22 protein-coding genes are annotated in these 25,951 nt (G+C 64.9%); 13 read left to right on the plus strand and 9 right to left on the minus strand.

The window, feature by feature from the left end; genetic code table 11:
• Together EVC45_RS35230 and EVC45_RS35235 are read right to left on the minus strand one after the other, a co-directional pair.
• Positions 1–380: LysR family transcriptional regulator (locus EVC45_RS35230; RefSeq protein ID WP_248295382.1), on the minus strand; the 380-nt coding region annotated here is incomplete at its 3' end.
• Between the two features lie 743 nt (positions 381–1,123).
• Positions 1,124–2,176, minus strand: a complete 1,053-nt coding sequence (locus tag EVC45_RS35235; protein ID WP_129962761.1) for an NAD(P)-dependent alcohol dehydrogenase — start codon at positions 2,174–2,176, stop codon at positions 1,124–1,126.
• A 336-nt stretch (positions 2,177–2,512) separates the two neighbouring features.
• Between EVC45_RS35235 and EVC45_RS35240 the strand changes: the two genes are divergently transcribed.
• On the plus strand, positions 2,513–3,484 hold the full coding sequence (locus EVC45_RS35240; RefSeq protein ID WP_129962762.1) for an AraC family transcriptional regulator: 972 nt from the start codon (positions 2,513–2,515) through the stop codon (positions 3,482–3,484).
• Here the strand turns inward: EVC45_RS35240 and EVC45_RS35245 are convergent.
• From EVC45_RS35245 to EVC45_RS35255, 3 genes are read right to left on the minus strand one after another with little or no spacing between them, the layout of a single operon-like run.
• Positions 3,481–4,287 (minus strand): molybdopterin-dependent oxidoreductase, encoded by an 807-nt coding sequence (locus EVC45_RS35245; protein ID WP_129962763.1) that lies wholly within the window; start codon positions 4,285–4,287, stop codon positions 3,481–3,483. The two genes, EVC45_RS35240 and EVC45_RS35245, sit on opposite strands and share 4 nt — an antisense overlap.
• Positions 4,284–4,934 carry a cytochrome b/b6 domain-containing protein gene (locus EVC45_RS35250; RefSeq protein WP_129962764.1) on the minus strand — a complete coding sequence of 217 codons (651 nt, stop codon included), beginning with the start codon at positions 4,932–4,934 and terminating at the stop codon, positions 4,284–4,286. Before EVC45_RS35250 ends, EVC45_RS35245 begins: the two co-directional genes overlap by 4 nt.
• 43 nt (positions 4,935–4,977) lie before the next feature.
• Positions 4,978–5,619 (minus strand): DUF5666 domain-containing protein, encoded by a 642-nt coding sequence (locus EVC45_RS35255; protein ID WP_129962765.1) that lies wholly within the window; start codon positions 5,617–5,619, stop codon positions 4,978–4,980.
• A gap of 232 nt (positions 5,620–5,851) precedes the next feature.
• On the opposite strand from EVC45_RS35255, the gene EVC45_RS35260 reads away from it, so the two are divergent.
• The 3 genes from EVC45_RS35260 to EVC45_RS35270 all read left to right on the plus strand — a co-directional run bounded on the left by EVC45_RS35260 (position 5,852) and on the right by EVC45_RS35270 (position 8,329).
• Complete coding sequence (locus tag EVC45_RS35260) at positions 5,852–6,523, plus strand: heavy metal response regulator transcription factor (RefSeq protein WP_129962766.1); 672 nt, start codon at positions 5,852–5,854, stop codon at positions 6,521–6,523.
• Positions 6,520–7,920 carry a heavy metal sensor histidine kinase gene (locus tag EVC45_RS35265; protein ID WP_129962767.1) on the plus strand — a complete coding sequence of 467 codons (1,401 nt, stop codon included), beginning with the start codon at positions 6,520–6,522 and terminating at the stop codon, positions 7,918–7,920. Before EVC45_RS35260 ends, EVC45_RS35265 begins: the two co-directional genes overlap by 4 nt.
• Before the next feature lie 106 nt (positions 7,921–8,026).
• Positions 8,027–8,329: a putative quinol monooxygenase gene (locus EVC45_RS35270; protein ID WP_129962768.1), complete on the plus strand. Its 303-nt coding sequence runs from the start codon at positions 8,027–8,029 to the stop codon at positions 8,327–8,329.
• A 47-nt stretch (positions 8,330–8,376) separates the two neighbouring features.
• Here EVC45_RS35270 and EVC45_RS35275 read toward each other — a convergent pair whose 3' ends face one another.
• Complete coding sequence (locus EVC45_RS35275; protein WP_129962769.1) at positions 8,377–9,855, minus strand: diguanylate cyclase domain-containing protein; 1,479 nt, start codon at positions 9,853–9,855, stop codon at positions 8,377–8,379.
• A 228-nt stretch (positions 9,856–10,083) separates the two neighbouring features.
• On the opposite strand from EVC45_RS35275, the gene EVC45_RS35280 reads away from it, so the two are divergent.
• Positions 10,084–11,019 carry a 2-hydroxyacid dehydrogenase gene (locus tag EVC45_RS35280; RefSeq protein WP_129962770.1) on the plus strand — a complete coding sequence of 312 codons (936 nt, stop codon included), beginning with the start codon at positions 10,084–10,086 and terminating at the stop codon, positions 11,017–11,019.
• Between the two features lie 13 nt (positions 11,020–11,032).
• On the opposite strand, the gene EVC45_RS35285 is transcribed toward EVC45_RS35280, so the two are convergent.
• Positions 11,033–11,791, minus strand: a complete 759-nt coding sequence (locus EVC45_RS35285) for a GntR family transcriptional regulator (protein WP_129962771.1) — start codon at positions 11,789–11,791, stop codon at positions 11,033–11,035.
• Between the two features lie 271 nt (positions 11,792–12,062).
• On the opposite strand from EVC45_RS35285, the gene EVC45_RS35290 reads away from it, so the two are divergent.
• The 7 genes from EVC45_RS35290 (at position 12,063) to EVC45_RS35320 (ending at position 21,290) form a co-directional block, all read left to right on the plus strand.
• The gene (locus tag EVC45_RS35290; RefSeq protein ID WP_211193528.1) at positions 12,063–12,404 is read left to right on the plus strand and encodes a UxaA family hydrolase; all 342 of its coding nucleotides are present in this window, start codon (positions 12,063–12,065) and stop codon (positions 12,402–12,404) included.
• Between the two features lie 113 nt (positions 12,405–12,517).
• Entirely contained in the window at positions 12,518–13,693 is a 1,176-nt protein-coding gene (locus EVC45_RS35295; protein ID WP_129962772.1) for a UxaA family hydrolase, read from the plus strand.
• Between the two features lie 170 nt (positions 13,694–13,863).
• Positions 13,864–15,243 carry a C4-dicarboxylate transporter DctA gene (gene dctA / locus EVC45_RS35300; protein ID WP_129962773.1) on the plus strand — a complete coding sequence of 460 codons (1,380 nt, stop codon included), beginning with the start codon at positions 13,864–13,866 and terminating at the stop codon, positions 15,241–15,243.
• Positions 15,244–15,350: 107 nt separating this feature from the next.
• Positions 15,351–16,349 (plus strand): Ldh family oxidoreductase, encoded by a 999-nt coding sequence (locus EVC45_RS35305; RefSeq protein ID WP_129962774.1) that lies wholly within the window; start codon positions 15,351–15,353, stop codon positions 16,347–16,349.
• A 221-nt stretch (positions 16,350–16,570) separates the two neighbouring features.
• Entirely contained in the window at positions 16,571–19,522 is a 2,952-nt protein-coding gene (locus EVC45_RS35310; RefSeq protein WP_129962775.1) for a molybdopterin oxidoreductase family protein, read from the plus strand.
• A 21-nt stretch (positions 19,523–19,543) separates the two neighbouring features.
• Positions 19,544–20,314, plus strand: a complete 771-nt coding sequence (locus EVC45_RS35315; RefSeq protein WP_129962776.1) for a 4Fe-4S dicluster domain-containing protein — start codon at positions 19,544–19,546, stop codon at positions 20,312–20,314.
• A 19-nt stretch (positions 20,315–20,333) separates the two neighbouring features.
• Positions 20,334–21,290, plus strand: coding sequence for a DmsC/YnfH family molybdoenzyme membrane anchor subunit (locus EVC45_RS35320; RefSeq protein ID WP_129962777.1), 957 nt, complete (start codon positions 20,334–20,336; stop codon positions 21,288–21,290).
• A 56-nt stretch (positions 21,291–21,346) separates the two neighbouring features.
• Here the strand turns inward: EVC45_RS35320 and EVC45_RS35325 are convergent, their stop codons facing one another.
• Both EVC45_RS35325 and EVC45_RS35330 read right to left on the minus strand, forming a co-directional pair.
• Entirely contained in the window at positions 21,347–23,932 is a 2,586-nt protein-coding gene (locus EVC45_RS35325) for an adenosylcobalamin-dependent ribonucleoside-diphosphate reductase (protein ID WP_129962778.1), read from the minus strand.
• Between the two features lie 285 nt (positions 23,933–24,217).
• A complete protein-coding gene (locus tag EVC45_RS35330) occupies positions 24,218–24,505 on the minus strand; it encodes a DUF3331 domain-containing protein (protein WP_013091570.1) in 288 nt (95 codons plus the stop codon).
• A 342-nt stretch (positions 24,506–24,847) separates the two neighbouring features.
• Here EVC45_RS35330 and EVC45_RS35335 point away from each other — a divergent pair, with 342 nt between their 5' ends.
• Positions 24,848–25,942: an AI-2E family transporter gene (locus EVC45_RS35335; protein WP_129962779.1), complete on the plus strand. Its 1,095-nt coding sequence runs from the start codon at positions 24,848–24,850 to the stop codon at positions 25,940–25,942.
• Positions 25,943–25,951 lie beyond the last annotated feature (9 nt).

Below are 25,951 nucleotides of genomic sequence, written 5' to 3' on the forward strand. Positions count from 1 at the left end.
CGAAGCCCGTCAGGAAAGGCTGATGAAGCTGGCCGCCTGAGCTGCAAAAGCTTGTCCAGACAACCGGAGCCGATACACGCGCTGGGCATTTCGATGCGCAGGCGGCCGGTCAGGTTGTCGGTCGAATTGCGGATGCTGGCTTCCATTTCGTCGATGTCGGCCAGGATTTGTGCGCAACGCTCGTAATAGGCTGCGCCTTCTGGGGTGATGCTTAGGCGGCGCGTCGTGCGGACCAATAACGCTGTGCCTAGCAGGGCTTCCAGGTTCTGGACGATCGTTGTCGCTGTCGCGCGTGGAATGTTTAATGACTCCGCTGCGCGGGTGAAGCTGTTGGTGTCCACAATTCGGATGAATGTGCGCATTGCAGTTATTCTGTCGATCACTGGGATGCTCCAAATGGGTTTTCGCTTTTGCCTGCGGCGGTTTTGTCGTTGTTCTTGTGGTGTTGGCCTTTTCTCGTTGTGTTGTCGGTCTATTAGCGTCGCCCCTGTGCGGGGCGGCACCTACTTTCTTTGCTGCTGCAAAGAAAGTAGGCAAAGAAGACAGCTCAAACCGCTAACTCTTAAGCGGGTCCCTCGGTCCACATGAGGTAGTGGTGCATCTGGAATCCGTGCCCCCGCACACTCGACGGCAGTGACAAAGCCGTCATCCATCCCACTCCGCACTACGTGCGTCGCGGACGGGAATGCATGGGAAACCAGTTGTAGTTTTCTTCGTTAGTGGGGCCATCGGCTTCGCCTCGGCGACGCGCCGAAACGACCAATGGTTTCAGAACCGCGCTTCGGCGCGCGCAGCGCCGCTGGAAGAATGACGGCCTTGTCACTGCCGTGGAATGTGCGAGAACACAGATTCCAGATGCACCACTACCCGTGGCAGACAAAGGGACCCGCTTAAGAGTTAGCGGTTTGAGCTGTCTTCTTTGCCTACTTTCTTTGCAGCAGCAAAGAAAGTAGGTGCCGCCCCGCACAGGGGCAACGCTAATAGACCGACAAGACAACAAGGAAAGGCCAACACCCTAAGAACACAGAAAAAAAGCGAGGACAAAAAGCACACAAACAACAAAACAGAACCCCGCGCCGCAGGCGCAAAAAAAGCACCCGCCGCGCGGCACACCAAGCGGCTATCACTTCCGCATGGAATCCATATCAATGACAAACCGATACTTCACATCACTTTTGAGCATCCGCTCATAAGCCTCATTAATCTTCTGCATCGGAATCATTTCAATATCGGAAGTAATGCCATGCTCACCGCAGAAATCCAGCATCTCCTGCGTCTCGGCAATACCTCCAATCAGCGAACCAGCAAGGCGCCGCCGCTTGAAGATCAGATTGAACACCTGCGGCGACGGATGATCGTGCTCCGGAGCACCGACCAGGGTCATCGTCGCATCCCGCTTGAGCAGATTCAAAAACGGATTCAGATCATGCTGCGCAGCCACCGTATTGAGAATGAAATCGAAGCTATTCACATGCGCTTCCATCTCCTGCGGATTCTTCGAAACAACAACTTCATGCGCACCAAGCCGCTTCGCATCTTCGATCTTCGACGGCGACGTCGTAAACAGCACGACATGCGCGCCCATCGCCCGGGCCAGCTTCACGCCCATATGGCCGAGGCCACCGAGGCCGACGATCCCGACTTTCTTGCCCGGGCCCACGCCCCACGTGCGCAGCGGCGAATACGTGGTGATGCCCGCACACAGCAGCGGCGCGACACCCGCAGGGTCGAGATTCTGCGGCACGCGCAGCGTAAAGGCCTCGTCGACGACCAGTTGCGTCGAATAGCCACCGTACGTGACCTGTCCGTCGACGCGATCGACACCGTTGTACGTGCCCACCCAACCGTTCTCGCAATACTGCTCGAGACCCTCCGCGCAGCTCGCGCAGGTGCGGCACGAATCGACCAGACAGCCGACCGCGACCAGCTCGCCGACCTTGTACTTCGTCACGTTCGGACCGACCGCGGTCACGCGGCCCACGATCTCGTGACCCGGCACGACCGGGTAGATCGTGTTCTTCCATTCATTGCGCGCCTGATGCAAGTCGGAATGGCACACACCGCAGTACAGCACTTCCATCTGCACGTCATGGGCGCGTGGCGCGCGGCGCTGGATTTCGAACGGGGCGAGCGGCGTGGTAGCGTCGCTCGCTGCATAGGCATACGTCGTGCTCATGGGTAGCTCCAGCAAAGAGGGTGATGGCGCAACCTGCGACGCGCCGGCGATGCGCAACACAGGGTTGCGGATGCGGCGGGCCGCAGCGTGAACCGGGATCGGGACGCGAGCGTGGGGTGGCCGATATTGGCAAGCTGTCGGCGCGTGGCGGTCGATGACCGTGCACGCTGCGCGTCGAAAAAGGCGATCCGGTAGGGTTCCCATCTTAGGAGCCCGACACCGCTCGGGGAATACCTGATCGTCTTGAAGGTTTGCCTAAAACTCCGGAGGGGCGGCGCGATAGGCTGTTTGATGCTAAATTTCAAGCATTATTCTCCTGGCCGTCACCATATCGTCATGTCCACTCAAGCTGTCGGTTCCGTTACGGAAGATCCCGCGCAACGCCGCGTGCGCGAACTGTTCGATCTGCTCGCGCCGAATGCCGGCATGACGCGCTCGAGCCTCGAAGGCGTCAGCCTGCTGCGTGCGAATCGCCCCATGCCGCGCATGCCGGTCATGTATGAGCCGAGCATCGTGATTGTCTGTCAGGGACGCAAGCGCGGCTATCTCGGCGATCAGGTGTTCCAGTACGACGCGCAGCAGTACCTGGTGCTGTCGGTGCCGTTGCCGTTCGAATGCGAGACCGAGGCGAGCGCAGAGGAGCCGTTTCTCGGCATGTCGGTGCGCGTCGATCTGACGATGGTCGCCGAGCTGCTGATGGCGCTCAACGAAACCCAGGGCCTCGCGCAGTACGAACCGGCCGGCATGTATTCAACGCCGCTCGACGCCCCGCTGAGAAACGCAGTGCAGCGCCTGATGGAAGCGCTCGCGTCGCCGCTCGACGCGCAAATCCTGGCACCCGGCATCGTGCGGGAAATCTGCTATCGCGTGTTGACCGGCGAGCAGGGCGGCGCGATTCGCGCGGCGCTCACGCATCAGAATCACTTCGGCCGCATCGCCAAGGCGCTGCGGCGCATTCATGCGGACTATCACGGATCGCTCGATGTCGATACGCTGGCGGCCGAAGCCGGCATGAGCCTCGCCGTGTTTCATGCGCAGTTCAAGGCGGTCACCGCCACTTCGCCGATGCAGTATGTGAAGACCACGCGTCTGCATCACGCGCGTCTGCTGATGGTGCAGGATGGTTTGAACGCGGGCGCGGCCGCGGCGCGCGTCGGTTACGAAAGCGCGTCGCAGTTCAGTCGCGAGTTCAAGCGGCTGTTCGGCCTGAGTCCCGTCGACGAAGTCAAGCGCATGCGCGCCGCTCACGATGCGCCGCCGCCGCCGCGCGCACCCAAGCCGGCGCCGCGTTATGTGACCGTGGTCTAAAGCCCGCTGAACCAGTTATAGCCCTGATCTTCCCAGTAGCCGCCCGGGTTCGTGTTCGTCACGAAGATCGCCGCGATGTGCTTCGGGTTCTTGAAGCCGAGCTTGGTCGGCACGCGCAGCTTCAACGGATAGCCATATCTGGCCGGTAGCGGCGCGTTGCGGAAATCGAGCGTCAATTGGGTTTGCGGATGCAGCGCGCTCGCCATGTCGAGGCTCGAGTAGTAGCGGTCCGCGCATTTGAAGCCCACGTAGCGCGCGCTCAGATCGGCGCCGATCAGCTCGAGAAACGTGCGAAACGGCACGCCGCTCCATTGTCCGATCGCACTCCATCCTTCGATGCACACGTGACGCGTGATCTGCGAGACCTGCGGCAATCCGCGCAGCTGTTCGAGACTCCAGCTGCGTTTATCCGCGACCAGCCCCGACACTTCGAGCCGGTAGGTCGAGCCGTCGACATCGGGCGCGTCGAACTCGGGATAGAACGCGTTGAATGGAAATGGATCGGTGATGTCGCGCGCCGCATAGGTCGGCGCGAGTTTGTTGCGATTGAACAGCCACGCCTGCACACGATCGTTCCAGCGCGACATCGCCCATAGCACCTTGTCGACGGAATCGTTGTCCTGCAGGTTGCAGCCGGACAGCATCGCGAGCGCGCCGATCGATAGCGACGAGCGCAAAAATAAGCGGCGCTGCAGCTGCTCGATCTGCGGCCGATGGTCGGCGAGCACGATACGTGAGCGGCGCGCGTCTTCTGCATTGGCGTGCGTATCGTTCGCCGTGTCGTTTCGTTGCGGGGCGCTCATGCGCGAGTCCTCTGTGCAGCTTGATCGATGCGAGGCGCGCCGCGCCGGGCGCGTCCGGTGAACATCGGCGGCAACGTGCGCGGCACCAGCAGCACCAGCAGCAGATGCACGACGACGAAGCCGACCACGCCGGCCATCGCGACGAAATGCACGCGCCGCGCGAAATCGAAGCCGCCGAACAACGCGGTCAGCCACGAGAATTGCACCGGCTTCCAGATCGACAGCCCCGATGCGACGAGCAGCACACCGAGCAGCAGCACCAGCAGGTAGAGCGCGCGTTGCACGGCGTTGTACTTGCCGGTCTCGTGCGGCAGCTTGAAACGCAACGCGAGCGCCGCATCGCGTGCCACGTCGCGGGGACGCACCGGCAGCAGCTTGCGACGCAAATGGCCGCTCGCCACGCCGTGCGCGAGATACAGCAGCCCGTTCGCGCACAGCAGCCACATCGCCGCGAAGTGCCATGCGATCGAGCCGCCGAGCCATCCGCCGACCGTCGCCCACACGGGAAACCGGAACGCAAAGATCGGCGACGCGTTATAGATCGCCCAGCCGCTCATCACCATGCAGACCATTGCGAACGCATTGATCCAGTGCGTCACGCGAACGACGAGAGAATGAACGACCGGGAATGCTGGCGATTCGGGCATTGGCTTGAAAGACGGGATGGATGAAAGCGAACGACGTGCCGCATTACATCGGCGGCGTCACCCCGTGCTCGCCGGCCGAAATGAAATTCGCCGCCATCGAGCCATCGGCATCCTTGTGCGCAAACAGCACGACCTTCGTGCCGGGCGTGAGCAACGCGCGGCTGCCCGGCTCCAGGCTGACGATGGGCACGTCCTGCGGAATCACGATCTTCTTCTCGCCGTCCTTGTACTTGACGGTGATCGTGCGGCCGTTGCTGACCACGAGCGAGCCGACCGTGCCGTTCGTCATCGTGCTGTTCGCGCCGAGATCCCACGGCCGATGACCTTCGCCAGAACCGCGCATGCTCGGCGGGAACACGTGCACTTCGAGCGCCTTCAGCGTGCCGTCGGACTGCGGAATCGCGGCGGTGCCGACGTAGCTGTCCGGCTTGATGTCGGTGACGTTGGCGAGCGTGACGCCGCGAATCGGCGTGTCGGCGGCGAGTTTCACGTCGACGTCCTGGCCGTCGCGCGTGTGGACTTTGAGCAGATCGCCCGATAGCGACGTCACGGTGCCGCGCACGCCGGTCGGCGCGGCGCTCTGGGCCGAAGCCGCGAAGCTCGTCGCGAACAGCGCGGCGGCGAGGGCGGGGACGGCGAGGGCGCGCAGCGTTCGTGCGCGGGCGATCTTCATGCGGGTCTTCATGAGGCAACTCCAGGAAGGGATGCAGCGTGGTGAACGATGCGCTCAGACTAGCCGCCGCATCGGCTCATCAGGGTGACGGGAGGATGACAAAAACGTCATGAATGGCCGATGGCGGCCACGTAGAATGGCCACCGGGAGCGTTGCAGGGCTTGTCGGGCGCGCTCATCAGGCGTTTATTGCACGCGCGAGCGCGGCCTTGCGGGTCGAATCGCGCGCAGGAGCAGCGGGCATCATGAGCATTCTCGTCATCGAAGACGATCCGAAGACCGGCGACTATCTGAAGAAGGGCCTGCGCGAGAACGGCTACGCGGTCGACCTCGCGCGCACCGGCACGGATGGCCTGCATATGGCGCTCGAGCACGACTACGAGCTGGTGGTGCTCGACGTCATGCTGCCGGGCATCGACGGTTGGGAGATCATGCGGGCGCTGCGCGCGCGACGCGATCTGCGGGTCATTTTCCTGACCGCGCGCGATCAGGTCAGCGACCGCATTCGCGGTCTCGAACTCGGCGCCGACGACTATCTGGTCAAACCGTTTTCGTTTACCGAGCTGGTGCTGCGCATTCGCACGTTGTTGCGCCGTGGCGTGATCCGCGAGAGCGACGTGTTCGAAGTCGCCGATCTCCGGCTCGACGTGTTGCGCCGCCGGGTCACGCGCGAGGGCGTCGACATTCCGCTGACCAACAAGGAGTTCATGCTGCTGCATCTGCTGGTGCGCCGCGAGGGCGAAGCGCTGTCGCGCTCGCAGATCGCCTCGGAAGTGTGGGACATGAACTTCGATAGCGACACCAACGTGGTCGACGTGGCGATCAAGCGCTTGCGCGCGAAGGTCGATCATCCGTTCGACAAGAAGCTGATTCACACGGTGCGCAGCATCGGCTACACGTTCGGCGACGGCGCATGAAGCTCTGGACCGAACGCTCGCTGATCGCGCGCACCACGCTGCTGTTCGCGCTGATCGCCTGCGCGGTGATCGGCTCGCTCGGCGCGTATTTCTATCACTCCGCCGAAGTCTCGCTGCAACGCCGCGCCGACGTCGTGCTGAGCGGCCGCGTCGAGCATTTCAGCCGCATCGTGCACGACCTTTATTCAGTCAGCGAACTGAAAAAGCGCCCGCTGCTGTTCGAAACGATGCTCGGCGCGGAAGAGGACGTGCTGATCTTCCGCAGGCCCGGCGACGCGCCGTTCGTCGACGTGAATCCGGCGAGACTCGCGGTGCCCGACCTGCCGGCCGTACCGGCAGGCAAACCGCCGCGCGCCGCGGATATCCCGCAGACGCATCTGCCCGATGGCGTGCCGGTGCATTGGGCGATCGCGACCGCGACGGCGCGCGAGGACGGCACCGAAGTCGAGGTGATCGCCGGCCATCCGATGACGCATGAAATGCGCATGCTGGCCGAGTACCGCAACCGCATCGTGCTGGCAACGCTGACCGGCATGCTGGCCGCGACGCTGCTCGCATACTGCGTGCTGCGCCGCGCGCTGCGACCGGTGCGGGAGATCGCCACGCGCGCCGCGCAAATCAGTCCGACCAACCTGACTGTGCGGCTCGATAACGAAGCCGCGCCGGTGGAACTGCGTCAGCTCACCCATGCGTTCAACGCGATGCTCGATCGTCTCGCTGACGGCTATCAACGCCTGCAGCAGTTTTCCGCCGATCTCGCGCACGAGATTCGCACGCCGGTCGGCGCGCTGGTCGGCCAGACCCAGGTGGCGCTCGCGCAGCCGCGCGAAGCCGACGAATATCAGCAACTGCTCGAATCGAATCTGGAGGAGTTGAATCGTCTGAGCCATATCGCCGAGAACATTCTGTTTCTCGCGCACGCGGATCATGCGGCGTTGTCGATCGAACGGCAGCCGGTCGATCTGCATGGCGAGCTCGTCAGAATCGCCGACTATTTCGAAGGTCTGGCCGACGAGCGCGGGATGCGTTTCGAAGTCGACGCGGCGGGCATCGCGTCGGCCAATCCGATGCTGTGCCGCCGCGCGATCAACAATCTGGTCGTCAACGCGGTGCGCTACGGCGCGGGCGACACGACCGTGCGCCTATGCGGCGCGCAGGACGAAGCGGGCGCGCTGGTGACGGTCGAAAACGAGGGCGAGCCGATTCCGGCCGCGCAACTCGACCGGCTGTTCGATCGCTTCTATCGCGGCGACGCGGCGCGCAGCGCGTTCACGGAATCGAACGGACTCGGGCTCGCGATCGTGAAGGCGATCATGCATCTGCATGGCGGCAGCGCGCGGGTGGTGTGTCCGCTGCCGGGCGTGGTGCGTTTCGAGCTGCGCTTTCCGGGGGTGTGACTTGCTCGCGCATCAAGTCGAGCGCCGCTTCAGCCGGCGCCGCCTATACTTTTCAAAGCGCCTTTCAGAGCATCGCCGTCTGCCGCACCCACCAAGGAGTCGCAACATGGTCAAGCTCGCCCTGTATGTCCGTCTGGAAGCCAAGCCCGGCAAGGAACAGGAGGTCGAGGCGTTTCTGCTCGGCGGCCTGCCGCTCGTCGAGCAGGAACCGGCTACTGCCGCGTGGTTCGGTCTGAAGCTCGGTCCGTCCACGTATGGCATCTTCGACGCGTTCGAAGACGAAGCCGGCCGCGACGCGCATCTGAACGGCAAGGTCGCGGCCGCGCTGATGGCGAAGGCGGGCGAGCTGTTCGCCTCGCCACCGGGCATCGTCAAGGTGGACGTGCTGGCGGCCAAGCTGCCGGGCTGAGCGCTGAGCGTCGAGCCGGCGTGGTGAACGTCTGACGCCGGCGAGCGTTACTTCGCCGCCGCGTTCGCCCCCGGCTGGTCCTCGTAGTGCGCGCGCTTTTCCGCGTACATCAGCAGGTCGGCGCGTTGCACGCCCGCTTCCAGCCGGTCGCCGCGCTGGCAGGTCGCCGCGCCCATCGAGAAGCTCAGCGGCGAGCCCGGATAGAACTGGTTGTTCATCTCGACGAGCTGGCGGATCGCGTCGATCATCGCCGCGCCGCCGCGCTCGTCGGTGTCGGGCATCAGGATCGCGAACTCGTCGCCGCCGATCCGCGCCGCATGGAACGGCGACTCCATCGCCTTCGCGAGCACTTCGCCGGCGCGCCGCAGCAGCGCGTCGCCGGCCGCGTGGCCGAGCTGATCGTTGACGCGCTTCAGGCCGTTCAGGTCGGCCATGATGATCGTCACGGGCCAGGGTCCCTTGCGTTCGAGCCGGTTCAGTTCGTCGACGTAGAACGAGCGGTTGCGCAGCTTGGTCAGCACGTCGTGCTTGCCGAGGAATTCGAGGTACGCCTCGGCCTTCTTGCGCGCGGTGATGTCGGTCAGCGCGACCAGCACGAGATTCCAGTTTTGCTCGTGGCCCGGCAGCACCGAGAATTGCAGGTGCACGTGAACCTCGCTGCCGTCGAGTGAATAGTTGAGCACCTCGCGCTGCTGGAAAAGCTTGTTGTCCCACAGGTCGATCAGCTGCTCGCGGAAATGCGGGCGCATGTCGTCGCGGAACACGTCGGCCAGGCGCGCGAGCAGCGTCTTCTTGTCCTTCGCGCCGAACATGCCGAGCGTGTGATGGTTGACGTCGAGCACGTGGATTTCCGCCATGCAGCGTTCGACGAACTCGGGATGGACATCGGTAAACACGCGGAAATCGTTGATGCCGGCCGCACGTGCGCCGTCGAGCAGGCGTTTGACCGCGCTGAAATCCTCGACCCACAGCGATACCGGCGAATGTTCGAAGAGCCCGCGCGCGTATTCCTCCGCTTGCGTGACGCGGCGCCGCGCGCCTTCGAGCTCGGTGATGTCTTCGGTCGAAACGAGCACGCGGTCCCAGCGCTCCTCGTGACCGGGCAGCACCGCGCCCTTGAGCAGCACGTCGAGGCGCCGTCCGCCGAGCGTGTAGTTGACCGTGTGGCTGGTGAAGTTCGATTGCCCGGCCCATAGCTGGCACAGTTCTTCGAGGTGCGTTTTCAGCATGTCGTCGCGAAACACCGACGCGAGGTTGCTCGTCAGCGTGTCGAAATCGGCGGCCTCGAATTGCGCGAGCGTCTGGCGATTGACCTTGATCACGCGGATGCTATGGGCGCATTCGGCGACGCGGCGCGGGTCTTCGGCGAAATGGGCGCGCAGATCGGTCACGCCCGCGGCGCGCCATTCATCGAATAGCGAGCGCACGCCGCTGAAATCTTCGAGCCACAGCGACACGGGCGCGAGTTCGAACATCCCGGAGTCGTCGTTGATGGGCGCGGGGCCGCTCGTGAGGTTATCCAGCATGAGGTTCTCGGGGTCGGAATTGCCGCCTATTTTAGACAGGTTGGCTCCGGCCGAAAATGAAAGACTGTTGGCGTGTCGTTTTTGCGCGGATGTGCATGGCGATATGGCGCCGCGCATGGCGCACGGCGAGCGTGACCGTTCTGCGCGCCGCATCGAGGCTTGCTACACTCGATCGCCGAAGCTTGCGCGCCGATTCGATTCATTCACGCCATCGGGGAAAACGTCGTCATGAAGCCATCGCTGCTGGTCTTGATCCACCTGAAAGACGCGAGCCGCGCGAGCATCGAGGCCGCCTTCGACGTCATCTACGCACCTGAGCCAGCGCAGCGCGAAGCCGCACTCGCGACGCACGGCGCGGCGATCCGGGCGGTGCTGACCAACGGCACGACCGGTGTCGGCGCGGCCGACATCGAGCGTATGCCGCGGCTCGAACTGATCAGCGCGCTGGGCGCCGGCTACGAGAATCTGCCGGTCGAGCACGCGCGATCGCGCGGTATCGTGCTCGTCAACGGCGCCGGCACCAACGATCACTGCGTGGCCGATCACGCGTTCGCGTTGCTGCTCGCGGTCGTGCGCGACGTGCCGCAACTCGATCGCGCGACGCGTGAAGGCGTGTGGCGCGACCATCTGCCGATGCGCCCGAACGTGTCGAACAAGCGCTTGGGCATCGTCGGGCTCGGCCATATCGGCGCGAAGATCGCGCGGCGCGCGGCCGGCTTCGACATGGAAGTCGGCTATCACAACCGCAAGCCGCGCGAGGATGCGCCGCAACTGCGCTATTTCGACAGCGTCGCAGCGCTCGCGCAGTGGTGCGATTTTCTGATGGTCGCGACACCAGGCGGCGCCGGCACCCGGCATCTGATCGGCGAGGCCGTGCTGGCGGCGCTGGGTCCGCAAGGCTTCGTCGTCAACGTGTCGCGCGGCAGCGTCGTCGATACGGCCGCGCTGGCGCGCGCGCTCGCCGCGGGAGCGATCGCGGGTGCCGCACTCGACGTCTACGAAGGCGAGCCCGAACCGCCGCAGGCACTGATCGGCCTGCGCAACGTGGTGCTGACGCCGCACGTGGGCGGCCGCTCGCCGGAAGCGATCACGGCCTCGGTCGACAACTTCCTGAACAACGCGCGACGCCATTTCGCGGGCGAAGCGGTGCTCACGCCGATCTGAAGCGCGCGGTCCGCTATTTCTGATCGTCGCGCGCCGCGCGCGTGCCGATGTACTCGTACTCCTCGGTATTGAGCCGGGAAATTCGCAGTTCGACCGCGCTGCGGTGATACGAGTACGCGATGCGCCGAATCTCGAGCAGCGGTGCGCCGATTTCGACGCCAAGTTGCGCGCTTTCGAGTTCATTGGCGAGCGCCACGCTCACATGCTCATCGGTTTCGACCACATTGATGCCGAAACCGTCCTGATAGAAGTTGTACAGCGTGTTCGGCCGGTTGCGCAGTTTGCTTTCCGTCAAGCCGGGAAACAGCGCTTCGGGCACGGTGATATGTTCGATCAGCACGGTCTTGCCGTGCAGCGCGAGCCCATTCACGAACTGCAGCACGCGCGCGCCGGTGTCGATACCGAGCGCGACGGCCGCCTCGCGCGACGCACGCGCCTTCTTGAAGCCGATCAGCGTGACGACCGGGTAGGCCTTGTCGCCGTCGCGCCGCACGATGCGAAAGAAGCGAAAGAAGTGCCGGTCGCGTTGATGCATCGCCACGAACGTGCCGAGCCCCTGATGACGGATCAGAATGTTCTCGGCGCATAGTTCGTCGATGGCTTTGCGCAGCGTGCCGATCGACACGCCGAAGCGTTCGGCGAGGCGTTTTTCCGAAGGAATGCATTCGCCGCCTTTCCATTCGCCGGCCGCGAGCGCCGCGAGAATCGCGCTCTTGACCTCCTTGTACCGGGTGCCGCCGACCGCGGGGGCATTGATCGCGAGCGTGCTCATGAAAACCTCTGGGATACGCGAGCCGTACTGCTCGCCGGGGTTGAACCTGATCTGATTCTAAACGACCCGGTCATCTAATACATCTGGATGAATCATATGTTGCCGGCGCATCGCGACAGCGGGGCGGGTTTCGTCCAGTCTTCTAACACATATAGATGACCTAGTTGACATCGGGCAAGTCGGCGCCTAATATCGATTCACCGCGGCGCACCTGGCTGCGCTGTCCCGGCGGCACCCTCATACCGCATTCAAACTACGAATGGAGACGTTCATGAGCAATCCCACGGCAGACCTCAACGACACCGCAGCGGGCGCGTCGGCGCCGCGCAGGACGATTCACATCGTGCTGCACGAGGCGAAAGACACGGTCGGCGTAGCCGTGGTCGAGGGCATCAAGGCGGGCACGCAGCTCAACGCATGGATCATGGACGACGACGAAATCGTCACCGTGCTGGCGAAGCAGGACATTCCGATCGGTCACAAGGTCGCGCTGAAGGATATGGCCGTTGGCGATACGGTGTTCAAGTACGGCGTCGACATCGGCAAGGTGGTCGCGCCGATCAAGGCCGGCGAGCACGCGCACGTGCACAACATCAAGACGAAGCGCTGGTAAGCAACCCGCGCCGCGCGTCGTGGCGCGCGCGTTTTCCCGCCTGTTTCGCCGCATTCCCGCTTCGCGGCCTCGAGCCGCCCCTCACTGGCATCAACCCGAACGAGAGAGACACCATGAGCGTGATTGACCTGGATACGACTTTCCGCGGCTATCGTCGCGACAACGGCCGCGTGGGGGTACGCAACCACGTGATCATCCTGCCGGTCGACGATCTGTCCAATGCGGCGGCGCAGGCGGTCGAACACAACATCAAGGGGACCATGGCGCTGCCGCATCCGTACGGGCGGCTGCAATTCGGCGCCGATCTCGAACTGCATTTCCGCACGCTGATCGGCGCGGGCAGCAATCCGAACGTCGCGGCGGTGGTCGTGATCGGCATCGAGGAGGGCTGGACCAAGCGCGTCGTCGACGGCATTGCGAAAACCGGCAAGCCGGTGATGGGCTTCGGCATCGAGCTGCACGGCGATCACGACACGATCATGCGGGCGTCGAAAGCCGCGAAGGAAATGGTGCAGTACGCGACCTCGCTCGATCGCGAAGAGTGCCCGATCTCGGATCTATGGGTGTCGACCAAGTGCGGCGAGTCGGACACCACCTCGGGCTGCGGCGCGAATCCGACCGTCGGCAACGCGTTCGACAAACTCTATGGCCTCGGCACCACGCTCGTGTTCGGCGAGACCTCAGAGCTGACCGGCGGCGAGCAGATCGTCGCCGCGCGCTGCGCGAACGACGGCGTGCGCGAGCGCTTCCAGTTCATGTTCGACCGCTATCAGGACATGATCAACCGCTGGAAAACCGACGACCTGTCCGAGTCGCAGCCGACCAAGGGCAATATCGCGGGCGGCCTGACGACGATCGAGGAAAAGGCGCTTGGCAACATCCAGAAGATCGGCAAGAAGTGCATGGTCGACGGCGTGCTCGACAAAGCCGAGGAGCCGACCCATTCCGGGCTGTGGTTCATGGACTCGTCGTCGGCCGCGGCCGAGATGGTGACCTTGTGCGCGGCATCGGGCTTCGTCGTGCATTTCTTCCCGACGGGGCAGGGCAACGTGATCGGCAATCCGATCGTGCCGGTCATCAAGATCTGCGCGAATCCGCGCACGGTTCGCACGATGGGCGAGCATATCGACGTCGACGTGACCGGCATCCTGCAGCGCGAGCAGAACCTCGACCAGAGCGGCGACAAGCTGCTGCAATGCATGATGGCGACGATCAACGGCCGCTTCACCTCGGCCGAAGCGCTCGGCCACCGCGAGTTCGTGCTGACGCGTCTGTTCGAAAGCGCCTGACGCAGGCGGCCCGGCCGCCGCGGCGAGCCGCACGGCTCGCGCGCGGCGGTCCCACCTTCCCGGCGCGTGCCGGCACGGAGAAGCGGCCATCGGCGCCCCCGTGACCGGCAGCTCAGGCGGCAGTGGCGCCGGCTCGACATCTGGCAGCAGCGAGTGGAGGAGACACCATCTTGCGCGTGCTCAAACATCTCTATGTGCAGGTCCTGATCGGACTTGCGGCTGGCATTCTCGTCGGTCATTTCGCGCCCGCATTCGGCGTGCAGATGAAACCGCTCGGCGACACCTTCATTCGCCTCATCAAGATGCTGATCACGCTGGTGATCTTCTGCACGGTTTCCGTGGGCATCGCGCGCATGGAAAGCCTGAAGCAGGTGGGCCGCGTCGGCTTCAAGACGCTGCTGTATTTCGAGGTGGTCACCAGTATCGCGCTCGTGCTCGGCCTCGTCGTCGCGAACGTGCTGCGTCCCGGCGCGGGGCTCAATATCGATCCCGCTTCGCTCGATCCTCATGCGGTCACGCATTACGTCGCCGATGCGCACGCGGCGTCGTCGAGCTTCATCGACATGATCGTGCCGAACTCGGTGGTCGGCGCGTTCGCGCGCGGCGATCTGCTGCAGGTGCTGCTGTTCTCGGTGCTGTTCGGTATCGCGCTGTCGATCATGTCGCAGCGCAGCCGGCTGCTGATGCGCGGCATCGAGCAGTTCGGCGATACGCTGATGCGCATCGTCGAAATGATCATGCGGCTTGCGCCGCTCGGCGCATTCGGCGCGATTGCGTTCACGGTCGGCAAATACGGCATCGGCACGTTGCAGCAACTCGGGCTGCTGATTCTGTGCTTCTACATCACCAGCATCCTGTTCATCGCGATCGTGCTCGGCGCTGCCGCGCGCTGGGCCGGCGTGGGACTGTGGCCGCTGCTGAAGTACTTCCGCGAGGAACTGTTGATCGTGCTCGGCACGTCGACCACGGAATCGGTGCTGCCGCGTCTGATGGAAAAGCTCGAGCGCATCGGCTGTCCGCGCGCGATCGTCGGGCTCGTGCTGCCGACCGGCTACTCGTTCAATCTCGACGGCGCCGCGATCTATCTGACGATGACGTCGCTGTTCATCGCGCAGGCCACCAACACGCATCTGACGCTGATGCAGCAGCTCGGATTGCTGGCGATCCTGATGCTGACGTCCAAAGGCGGAGCGGGTGTGGCGGGCGCGGCGCTGGTCGCGCTGACCGCGACGCTGTCGACGCACAACATCATTCCGGTCGCGGGCATCACGCTGATTCTCGGCGTCGACCGCGTGCTCAACGAGATCCGCGCGCTGACCAATATGATCGGCAACGTCGTCGCGACGCTGGTGGTCGCCCGCTGGGAACGCGCATTCGACGCCCGTGCCGCGCGCGAATTCCTTGCCGCGCCGCGCGAGGTGCAGACGCAGGCAGTGGCGCAGCCGGTTCGCAAACCGCGGGCGACGCAAGCGGGGCAAGCGGGTCAAACGCAGGAGGAGGAACCCAACCTGCCTCGTGCCACCGCACTGTTCGAAAAGGCGGCGAAGTGAGAATCGCGTCGCATCGGCATCGAACGGCAGTGGCGGACTTGATGCTTCACCGCGGCAATGACAAAGTGATGCGCTGCCGACCATAGAACCAGGCAAAGGAATACCCGATGGCCCGACTGTTTCCCGACGCGCTCACCGCGCTTGCGATCGGCGCGCTGCGCCGTGCGGATGCGTTGCCGGCGACCGCCGAATCGACGGCGCGCGCGCTCGTCTACGCCGACGTGCGCGGCCTGTCTTCGCACGGCGTATCGCGTCTGCCGATGTACTGCGCGCAGTTGCGCAACGGTCGCGTCGATCCGGCCGCGCAAGCCGCCATCGTCGCGGATCGCGGCGCGGCCGTGCTGGTCGACGGCGCGGACGGCCTCGCGTATCCGGCCTGCGATCTCGCGGTCGCGACGCTCGCCGAACGCGCGCGGCAGTATGGCAGCGCGGTCGCGGGTATCCGCCGCAGCCATCATTTCGGGGTTGGCGCGGCACATCTGGCCACGCTCGGCGAAGCCGGCATGGTCGCGCTCGCGTTCAGCAATTCGCCGGCGGCGATGCCGGCCTGGGGCGGCCGCCGCGCGCTGTTCGGCACCAATCCGATCGCCGCCGTGTTTCCGCGCCGCAACGGCGCGCCGCTCGTGATCGACCTCGCGCTGTCGCAGACCGCGCGCGGCAAGATCGCGCTGGCCGCGCGCGACGGCAAGCCGATTCCCGAAGGCTGGGCCACCACGCGCGACGGCCTGCCGACCACCGATGCGCGCGCCGCGCTCGACGGCATGATGCTGCCGTTCGGCGGCGCGAAAGGCGCGATGCTGGCGCTGGTGGTCGAACTGCTGGCCGCCGCGCTGACCGGCGCGAACTTCGGCTACGAAGCGGGCTCGTTTCTGACCGAGGAGGGCGAGCGCTCGCGCATCGGCCATCTGTTCTGGGCGATCGACCCGGGCGCGCTGGCTGGCGACGACACTTATCTCTCGCGGGTCGAGGCGCTGATCGAGATGATGCTGATGGACGACGACGTGCGCTTGCCCGGTTATCGCAGGGAGCAACTCGCGCAGGCGGCGCATGAGGACGGCGTCGAGGTTCCGGATGCGCTGATCGCGCAACTCGACGGGCGCGCGTGAACCCACGCGGCCCGGCGCACGCAACCGATCTCGCCCAACTGGACATGCGGATAAAAAAAGCGCATAGCTGAAAGCGAAACGGAAACTATCGGGGCGCCAGATAGTTTTGCTCGCAAATCGCGATTTCCCTTACGAGGCGGACGCGAATACGATTCCGATATCGCATGACGAGCGCGTATCAGCCGCGCGTCGGCCCACCAGAAGCAGCGACGGAGATGGCCATGGAGCACCGCGCCCGCACGCAGAACGAACAGCTCGAGATCAAGACCACCACCTGCTACATGTGCGCATGCCGCTGCGGCATCCGCGTGCACCTGCGCGACGGCGAGGTGCGCTATATCGACGGCAATCCCGAGCATCCGCTGAATCAGGGCGTCATCTGTGCGAAGGGCGCCTCCGGCATCATGAAGCAGTACTCGCCCGCGCGTCTCACACAGCCTTTGATGCGCAAGGCCGGCGCGCCGCGCGGCAGCGCCCAGTTCGAGCCGGTCTCGTGGGACACCGCGTTCGACGTGCTCGAAAAGCGTCTCGCCGCGATTCGCTCGACCGATCCGAAGAAGTTCGCGCTGTTCACGGGCCGCGACCAGATGCAGGCACTGACCGGCCTGTTCGCCAAACAGTTCGGTACGCCTAATTATGCGGCGCACGGCGGCTTCTGCTCGTCGAACATGGCGGCCGGCATGATCTATACGATCGGCGGTTCGTTCTGGGAATTCGGCGGACCGGATCTCGACCACGCGAAGCTGTTCTTCATGATCGGCACCGCGGAAGATCATCATTCGAATCCGCTGAAGATCGCGATCTCGAAGTTCAAGCGAGCGGGTGGCCGCTTCATCGCGATCAATCCGATTCGCACCGGCTATGCGGCGATCGCGGACGAATGGGTGCCGATCAGGCCGGGCACCGACGGCGCGCTGTTCATGGCATTCCTGCACGAACTGATCGCCGCCGACGCATGGGATCACGAGTTCGTGCAGCGCTACACGAACGCCGCGGAGCTGATCGATGTCGACGAAGCGAGCGAAAACTTCGGCTTGTTCGTGCGCGATCCCGAGCAGCCCGAACGCAATCCGCTGTTTCCGCAGAATCATCTTTGGTGGGACCCGGCCACGCAGCGCGCGGTGCCGCATCATACGAGCGGCGTGACGCCCGCGCTCGACGGCCGCTATACGCTCGAAAGCGGCAAGCCGGTGACGCCGTCGTTCGCATTGCTGCGTGAGCGTGTCGCCGCTTGCACGCCCGAATGGGCGGCGGCGATCACCGGTATCGCGGCTGCGACGATCCGGCGCCTCGCCGGCGAGATGATCGAGACGGGCCGCCGGCACCGCGTCACGCTGCCGATCCGCTGGACCGACGCGTGGGGCGAAACGCACGACACGGTCACCGGCAACCCGGTCGCGTTTCATGCAATGCGCGGGCTGGCCGCGCATTCGAACGGCTTTCAGTCGATTCGCGCGCTCGCCGTGCTGATGTCGCTGCTCGGCACGATCGACCGTCCCGGCGGCTTTCGCCACAAGTCGCCGTTTCCGCGCGCGGTGCCGCCGTCGGCGAAACCGCCGAACGACCCCGCCGCGGTCAAGCCCAATACACCGCTCGCGACGGGCCCGCTCGGCTGGCCCGCCGCGCCCGAGGATCTGTTCATCGACGAACACGGCGGGCCCGTGCGCATCGACAAGGCGTTCTCGTGGGAATATCCGCTCGCGGTGCACGGCGTGATGCACAGCGTGATCACCAATGCGTGGCGCGGCGATCCTTATCCGATCGATACGCTGATGATTTTCATGGCCAACATGGCGTGGAATTCGTCGATGAATACGATGAAGGTGCGCGAAATGCTCGCGGACAAACATCCGAACGGCGAGTACAAGATTCCGTTTCTGGTCGTGTGCGATGCGTTCCAGTCGGAGATGACCGCGTTCGCGGATCTGATCCTGCCTGACACGACGTATCTGGAGCGCTACGACGCGATGTCGATGCTCGACCGGCCGATCTCCGAGTTCGACGGCCCCGTTGATTCGGTGCGCGTGCCGGTCGTGCCGCCGACCGGCGAATGCAAGCCGTTCCAGGAAGTGCTGATCGAACTGGCGTCGCGCCTGAAGTTTCCGGTGTTCACCAATGCGGATGGCAGCCGGCGCTTTCGCGACTATCCGGACTTCGTCGTCAATCACACGACCTCGCCCGGTTCCGGCGTCGGCTTTCTGATCGGCTGGCGCGGCAAGGACGGCGACAAGGCGCTGGTCGGCGAACCGAATCCGAATCAATGGGAGCAGTACGCGAAGAACAACTGCGTGTTCCATTACCGCTTGCCCGAGACCTTGCAGTACACGCGCAACTGCAACGGACCGTATCTCGACTGGGCGGTCAAAAACGGCTTCCGCAAATTCAACGAGCCGATCCTGATCCAGCTTTACTCGGACGTGATGCAGAAGTTCAGGCTCGCTGCGCAAGGACGCACGAGCGGACGACAGCCGCCCGACCATCTGCGCGCGCGTGTCGAAAGGTACTTCGATCCGCTGCCGTTCTGGTACGCGCCGCTCGAAAGCGCGGCGACGGATCTCGCGCAATTCCCGCTCGCCGCGGTCACGCAGCGGCCGATGGCGATGTATCACTCGTGGGATTCGCAGAACGCGTGGCTGCGGCAGATTCATGGCGAGAACTACCTTTATGTGAATCCCAACACGGCGAGCGAGAACGGCATCGCCGACGGCGGCTGGATCTACGTCGAATCGCAATGGGGCCGCGTGCGCTGCATGGCGCGCTACAGCGAGACCGTCGAGCCGGGCACCGTATGGACGTGGAACGCGATCGGTAAGGCGGCGGGCGCATGGAATCTCGGCCCGGACGCGAACGAATCGCGGCGCGGCTTCCTGCTCAATCACCTGATCACCGACGAGCTACCCGGCTGCGACGAGGCACCCGCGCGCATGTCGAACTCCGATCCGGTGACGGGCCAGGCCGCCTGGTACGACGTGCGCGTGCGCATCTATCCGGCCGAGGCCGACGCGCGGCACACGCTGCCGCAGTTCGACGCGATGCCGCAATTGCCTGGCGCGATTGCGCGGCAGAGTGTGGTGTCGCGCATCGTCCAGACCTATTTCGCGGGACGCGGAGAATTCGCGGCGCGCCTGCGCGGGACCTTGCGCCGCGCCGACAATAACGGCGACGAACGCTGAAGCCACGGTAAGGAGCTTGCAATGACCCAGATGGCGCTGGTGATCGATCTGAACGTCTGCGTGGGATGCCAGGCGTGCGTGACGAGCTGCAAGGAGTGGAACACGTCGGGCGAATCGGGCAGCCTCGCCGATTTCAATCCGTACGACGCGGACCCGTCCGGCACGTTCTTCAATCGCGTGCAGAGTTTCGAAGCGGGCAGCTTCCCCGACACGGAGATGATTCATTTTCCGAAGTCGTGCCTGCATTGCGAGGACCCGCCGTGCGTGCCGGTGTGTCCGACGGGCGCGAGCTACAAGCGCAAGGAAGATGGCCTGGTGCTGGTCGATTTCGATCGCTGCATCGGCTGCAAGTATTGCGCGTGGGCGTGCCCGTATGGCGCGCGCGAACTCGACGAAGCGCGCAAGGAGATGACCAAGTGCACGTTGTGCGTCGATCGCATTCATGACGAGCATCTGTCCGAGCGCGATCGCAAGCCGGCCTGCGTGCTCGCGTGCCCGACATCCGCGCGGCTGTTCGGCGATATCCACGATCCGGAGTCGGTGGTGTCGCAAGCGATCCGCGAGCGCGGCGGCTATCAGTTGATGCCGGAGTGGGGCACGCGTCCCGCGAATCACTATTTGCCGCGCGTGCCGACCACGGCCGCGGGTTGCGGCAGCGACGCGTGCTCGTGCAAGTCGTCGGGAACGACTACCGACGATGCCACGCACACGCCGGGTTCGCCCGATTCGCAACTCGAGGCGCAGCTCGCGCGCGGTGAAGTACATCTCGCGTCGATCGCGACGCGCATTTGAACGACGACGAGGCCACACGATGAATCCGGCTTTTTCCGTAGTCTTCCTGACGACGCTGAGCGGCGCGGCGCAGGGATTGTTGATCGCGCTCGTCGGTGTCGAGAGTGCGGCGTGGCTGGGCGTCATCGCGCAACCCGCCGCCGCCACCGCGTTCTACGTGAGTGGCGCCGCGCTTGCGGTGCTGCTGGGCGGTCTGGGTCTGATCGCGTCGTTCTTCCATCTCGGCCATCCGGAACGCGCGTGGCGCGCGATCGCGATGTGGCGCACCTCGTGGCTTTCGCGCGAATGCCTGTGCCTGCCGGCGTTTCTCGCGTGCGCGTTCCTGTATGGCGTCGCGCACTGGCTCGGCTCGCCGTGGTCGCTCGTGCTCGGCTGGTTGGGCGTGCTGGCGAGCGCCACGCTGTTCGTCTGCACCGCGATGATCTATGCGTGCCTGCGCTTTCTGCAGGAGTGGGCGACGCCGCTGACGCTGGTGAATTTCGTGCTGCTCGGCTGCGCGTCGGGTCTGACGCTCGCGACCGCATTGAGCGCATGGTTCGCGCCCGAGCTGACGGTGGGGCTGGCGATCTGCGCGTGCCTGCTGACGCTCGCCGGCTGCGCGAGCCGCTCGGCGTCGCTGCTGCGCAATGCGCGTTTGCGGCCGAAGTCGACGGTGCAGAGCGCGACCGGCATCCACAACCCGAAGCTCGTGCAGGTGTCACGCGGCTTCACCGCCGGCGCGTTCAATCTGCGCGAGTTCTTTCACGGCAAATCGGCGCGCACGCTGCGGGGAGTCAAATGGGGTTTTCTCGTGGCTGCGTTCGTTGCGCCGGTCGTATTGATCGTGCTGGGCGCGGGGCTGCGTTCGCTTGGCGCGTCGTTCGGCTTGCTGGCTGCGGCTTGTCTCGTGCAGTATGCGGGGCTCGTTGCAGAGCGCTGGTTTTTCTTCGCGGAGGCGAAGCATCCGCAGAATCTTTATTACGCGAAGGTGGGGTGAGACATAGCCTTCGATGAGCGCGCTCGGCCATGTACCAGCGCGCTCCTCACCTCACACTACCCGCAGGCCCCCACCTCCCCACACGCAGTACAAAAATCACACCCGTCCTTGCGAATCACCGCGTTCGCGCCGCACGAACCGCATTTGCGTCCGAGCATCGTGTGCAGCCCTTGCGTGCCGTTCGGCTGCAGCAACGCGTCGGCGCTATCCGCGGGATTCGGACGGATGCCGAAATCGGCGGATAGCGCCATGTCGGTTTTCATCTGTCCGCGCGGCAAACGCGCAAGCATCCGTGACGCCACCTGATTGCCCTCGGCGTCGAGAAAGCCGCGTCGATAGAGGATCTGCTGGATCGCGAACGCGAGCGCGGCCACTTCGGAATCGTGCCAGCGCGGCGCGCGATGACCGTCCAGACGCTGCACGTCGCCAAGCCGCACCTGGCCGCGATCCCACGACACCTTGCGCATATCCTGCAGATTGCGTGCGACGAAGCCGCCGCGCGCGGCCAGCGACAGCGAACGCATCGTCGCGGTGATCCACTGCTGCGACTCGTCGCGCTGACCGGTCGGAATGAAGAACTCGATCGGCCGCTCGATCGTCACGTCCTCGCCGGCGAGGCGGCCCGTCACCTCGATGAACGACACCGCGACATACAGCGACTTCTTGCCCGCCTGGGTCAGATATTCGACCTTCTCGATGATCGCCGGCAATTCGCCTTTAGGCCGATGATCGATCGCGATACGCAGCGGGTCCTGATCCATCTCGGCGAGCGCGTCGTCCGCCTGCGTGGGCGTCACGCTCAGCACCGCGCCAAGCGTGTCGTTCGGGCGATAGGTGGCAAGGCCCTTCAGGCCGTTTTTCCAGGCGTCGAAATAGAGGCTTTCGAACGCGTCGAACGGATAGTCGGCGGGCACGTTGACGGTCTTCGAGATCGACGTATCGACGTACGGCTGCACGGCCGCCATCATGTCGAGATGGTCTCGCGCGGACATCTCCAGCGCGCTCACGAAGTAGTCGGGCAGCCGGCCCACGTCGCCGCCTAGCTCGCGATAGAGCCGGTACGCGTAGTCCTCGACATCGAACGATTCGCGGCCGCCGTCGGCCATCACCTTCATGCGCGTGTAGGTCCACGAAAACGCCGGCTCGATGCCGTTCGACGCGTTGTCCGCGAACGCGAGGCTCACGGTGCCGGTCGGCGCGATCGACAGCAGATGGCTGTTGCGGATGCCGTCGCGGCGGATCGCCTGCTGGATGTCGTCGGGCAGGCGCGACGCGAACGTGCCGGCTTCCAGGTAGCGGGCGGCGTCGAACAGTTCGAACGCGCCGCGCTCCTGCGCGAGCTCGACCGACGCGCGATACGCCTCGTCGCGCATCAGCCGCGCGATGCGCACCGCGAAATCGCGGCCTTCCTGCGAGTTGTAGCGCAGCCCCATCATCACGAGCGTGTCGCCCAGGCCGGTGAAGCCGACACCGGTGCGCCGCTTCGCTCGCGATTCGGCGTACTGCTCAGGCAGCGGCCATAGCGTCACGTCGAGCACGTCGTCGAGAAAGCGCACCTGCGTGCGGGTGCGTTGCCCGAGGCCGTCCCAGTCGAACGACGGCTGGCGCCCCTTCAGTTGCGCAAACGGATCGACGACGAAGCGCGTCAGATTCAGCGGCCCGAGGTTGCAGCAGCCGTAGGCGGGCAGCGGCTGCTCGCCGCATGGATTGGTCGCGCGGATCGTTTCGACGGCGCGCAGGTTGTTGTCCTCGTTCATCCGCGAGATGAACACGATGCCGGGCTCGGCGACGTCGTACGTCGAGCGCATGATGCGATCCCAGATCGCGCGCGCCTGGGGCTCGCTATAGACCCACAGGCCGTCCTCGCGCTGCCGCACGTCGCCGGCCGCGCGCAGCGCCGGCGACGGCTCGGCGCGATGGACCAGTTGCCACGGCTCGTCGTTCTCGACCGCGCGCATGAATTCGTCGGTGACGCCGACCGACACGTTGAAGTTGTTCCAGCGTCCCTTCGAATGCTTGGCCTCGATGAATTCGAGCAGGTCGGGGTGATTGCAGTCGAGCACCGCCATCTGCGCGCCGCGCCGCGAGCCCGCGCTCTCCACCGTGCGGCACGACGCGTCGAACACGTCCATATAGCTGCACGGACCCGAGGCGGCCGAACTGGTGGTGTGAACCCGCGCGCCCTTCGGCCGGATCGCCGAGAAGTTGTAGCCGACGCCGCCGCCGCGGCGCATCGTTTCGGCCGCCTGCAGCAGTGCCACGTAGATGCCCGGTAAGCCCTGTTCGTCGACGCCCTGGATCGAATCGCCGACCGGCTGCACGAAGCAGTTGATCAGCGTCGCGGCGATGCCGCTGCCGGCCGCGCTCATGATGCGGCCCGCGCCGAGCGCGCCGTGGCGCAGGTTGTCGACGAACTGCTCCTCGACCGACGCGCGCAACTCGGGCGGCTCGGCCTCGGCGACGCCGTGCGCGACGCGGCGATAGACATCGTCGGCTGATTGCTCGTCGCCCTTCGCATACTTTTCGAGCAGCACGTCGAGCGAGAACTGCTGCGGCGGGATCAGCGAAGCGGAAGGAGCGGAGGAAGCGGGAGAGGTTGAAGCGGCGGTGGCCGCGCGGGTTTGCGGCGTGTCTTCTGCCATGATCGACCCTCAAACGGCGTCGCGGCGGGCGCGGCGCGGTGGTGGAAGGCGCGTCGCCGGCGCCGGGTAGCGAGCCGGCGGTGGGGCGGGCGCAACGAATCCACCTTAACGCACGAGGCGCGGAGGGGCAACCGGTGGCGAGGCCAGCGCGGCGCCGCAGCCTGCGATGCCGCGACGGCCGGGTGCGCGGTAGTTAAGGGCACGCGCGCAGTAGGGAGATCGATCTCAGCGCAGCAAAGGGTGACGCCCGCGCTCCCCGCCCGGCAGTCGGGAACGCTCCATGCGTCAGGCCGCTTCGAGCAGCGGTTCGAGGATTTCCGCGCAGATCATCGCGGACGCATTCGACGGCGCCGGGCGCTCGGCCGGCTTGAACACCGGGTCACCGCGACGGATCTTGCGGCGCGACACCGCGCAGGTGCCGGACGAATGCGCCGAGCGGCGGCGCCAGCGCTGCTCACCATAGTGGCAGCGGCCCGGCTCGACCCAGCGGATCACCAGCGTCGTGTCGGAGCTCTCGAGAATCTCGATGCGTACGCCATTGCTACCGTCGAGGGGGATGGACTCCAGGGTCATCATCGGCTCCGTATTGTGGAGTGCCGAATGTAGACCCGTGCGCGCCGGATAGCCATTGTGTCACCGTTGAAACACCGTTCCGGAATTAGCAATAATCAGACTTGACAGGCGCGATTGGCCGAAATGACGGGCGTTGCAAGCATTTTTATGCGATTTTTTAATAATGTGAATTTTTGCAACGCTGTGTTGCCTGTGGCGCGACGAGGAGGGCGGCCGGGAAAAGGGCGGCAACGCTTCCTTTAAGATGCTGATTGTCGGGCGGCGAACTGAGCCGTCAGTGTAGCGGGTTTGATCTTTTCAGGTCGGCTCGCGCGCACACCGTTCAAAAACACCAGAGTTCACATGATTCCACGCCCACCCGCAGTCCCGCCCAACTCGCCCGAATCGTCGTCCGGCGCCGCCGAGCGCCTGAAGAAGCAGAAGGCCGCATCGGTCGTGCTCTATATCGGGCTCGTGCTGCTCGCGTTGTGGGTGGTGCGCGATTTCATCGTGGTAGTGGCGTGGGCCGGGGTCGTCGCGATTGCGCTGTGGCCGTTGCTGCACAGGGTGGCGGCTTGCCGCTGGTTCAAGGGGCGCACGACCTTGGTCGCGACGGTCTTCACGCTGGTGATCGCCGTGCTGGTGCTGCTGCCGGTCGGGCTCGGCCTTGCGCAGGCGCTGCGCGAGGCGCACGAGATGAACGACTGGTTCCGCAACGCGCAGGAGAACGGCATCGCGCTGCCCGACTTCGTCAACCGGCTGCCGTTCGGCGTGCAGCAGATCACCTCGTGGTGGCAGGCCAATCTCGCTCAGCCGCTGCGCGACTCGGCCGCGATGAAAGGCTTGCACAGCAACACGGTGATGACGCTCGGCCGGCATTTCGGTGCGCGCGCCGCGCATGCTGCGATGGTGTTCGCGTTCATGCTGGTCACGCTGTTCGTGATCTTTCAGGCGGGGCCGCGCCTGTCCGGCTCGCTGCTGAAGGCGGTGCGGCGCGGTTTCGGCGATAGCGGCGCGGACCTCGTCGCGCATATGGGCATCGCGGTGCGCGGCACCGTGTCGGGGTTGGTCGTGGTCGGCGTCGGCGAGGGTGCGCTGCTAGGCGTCGCCTATTTCGTGACCGGTGTGCCGCACGCGGCGCTGCTCGGCTTCGTCACGGCGATCGCCGCGATGCTGCCGTTCTGCGCGCCGATCGTGTTCGGTCTCGCGGCGTTGTGGCTGCTCGTGCAAGGCTCGATGGTCGCGGCGGCCGGGCTGCTGGTATTCGGCGCGGTCGTCGTGTTCGTCGCCGAGCACTTCGTGCGGCCGGTGCTGATCGGCAATTCGACGCGCCTGCCGTTTCTGCTCGTGCTGTTCGGCATTCTCGGTGGCGCGGAGACCTTCGGGCTGCTGGGGATTTTCATCGGCCCCGCGTTGATGACGGTGCTGATGGTGCTGTGGACCGATCTCGTGGAGTAGCGCGGATGT

Source organism: Paraburkholderia sp. UYCP14C, assembly GCF_004197395.1.
Lineage (GTDB): Bacteria > Pseudomonadota > Gammaproteobacteria > Burkholderiales > Burkholderiaceae > Paraburkholderia.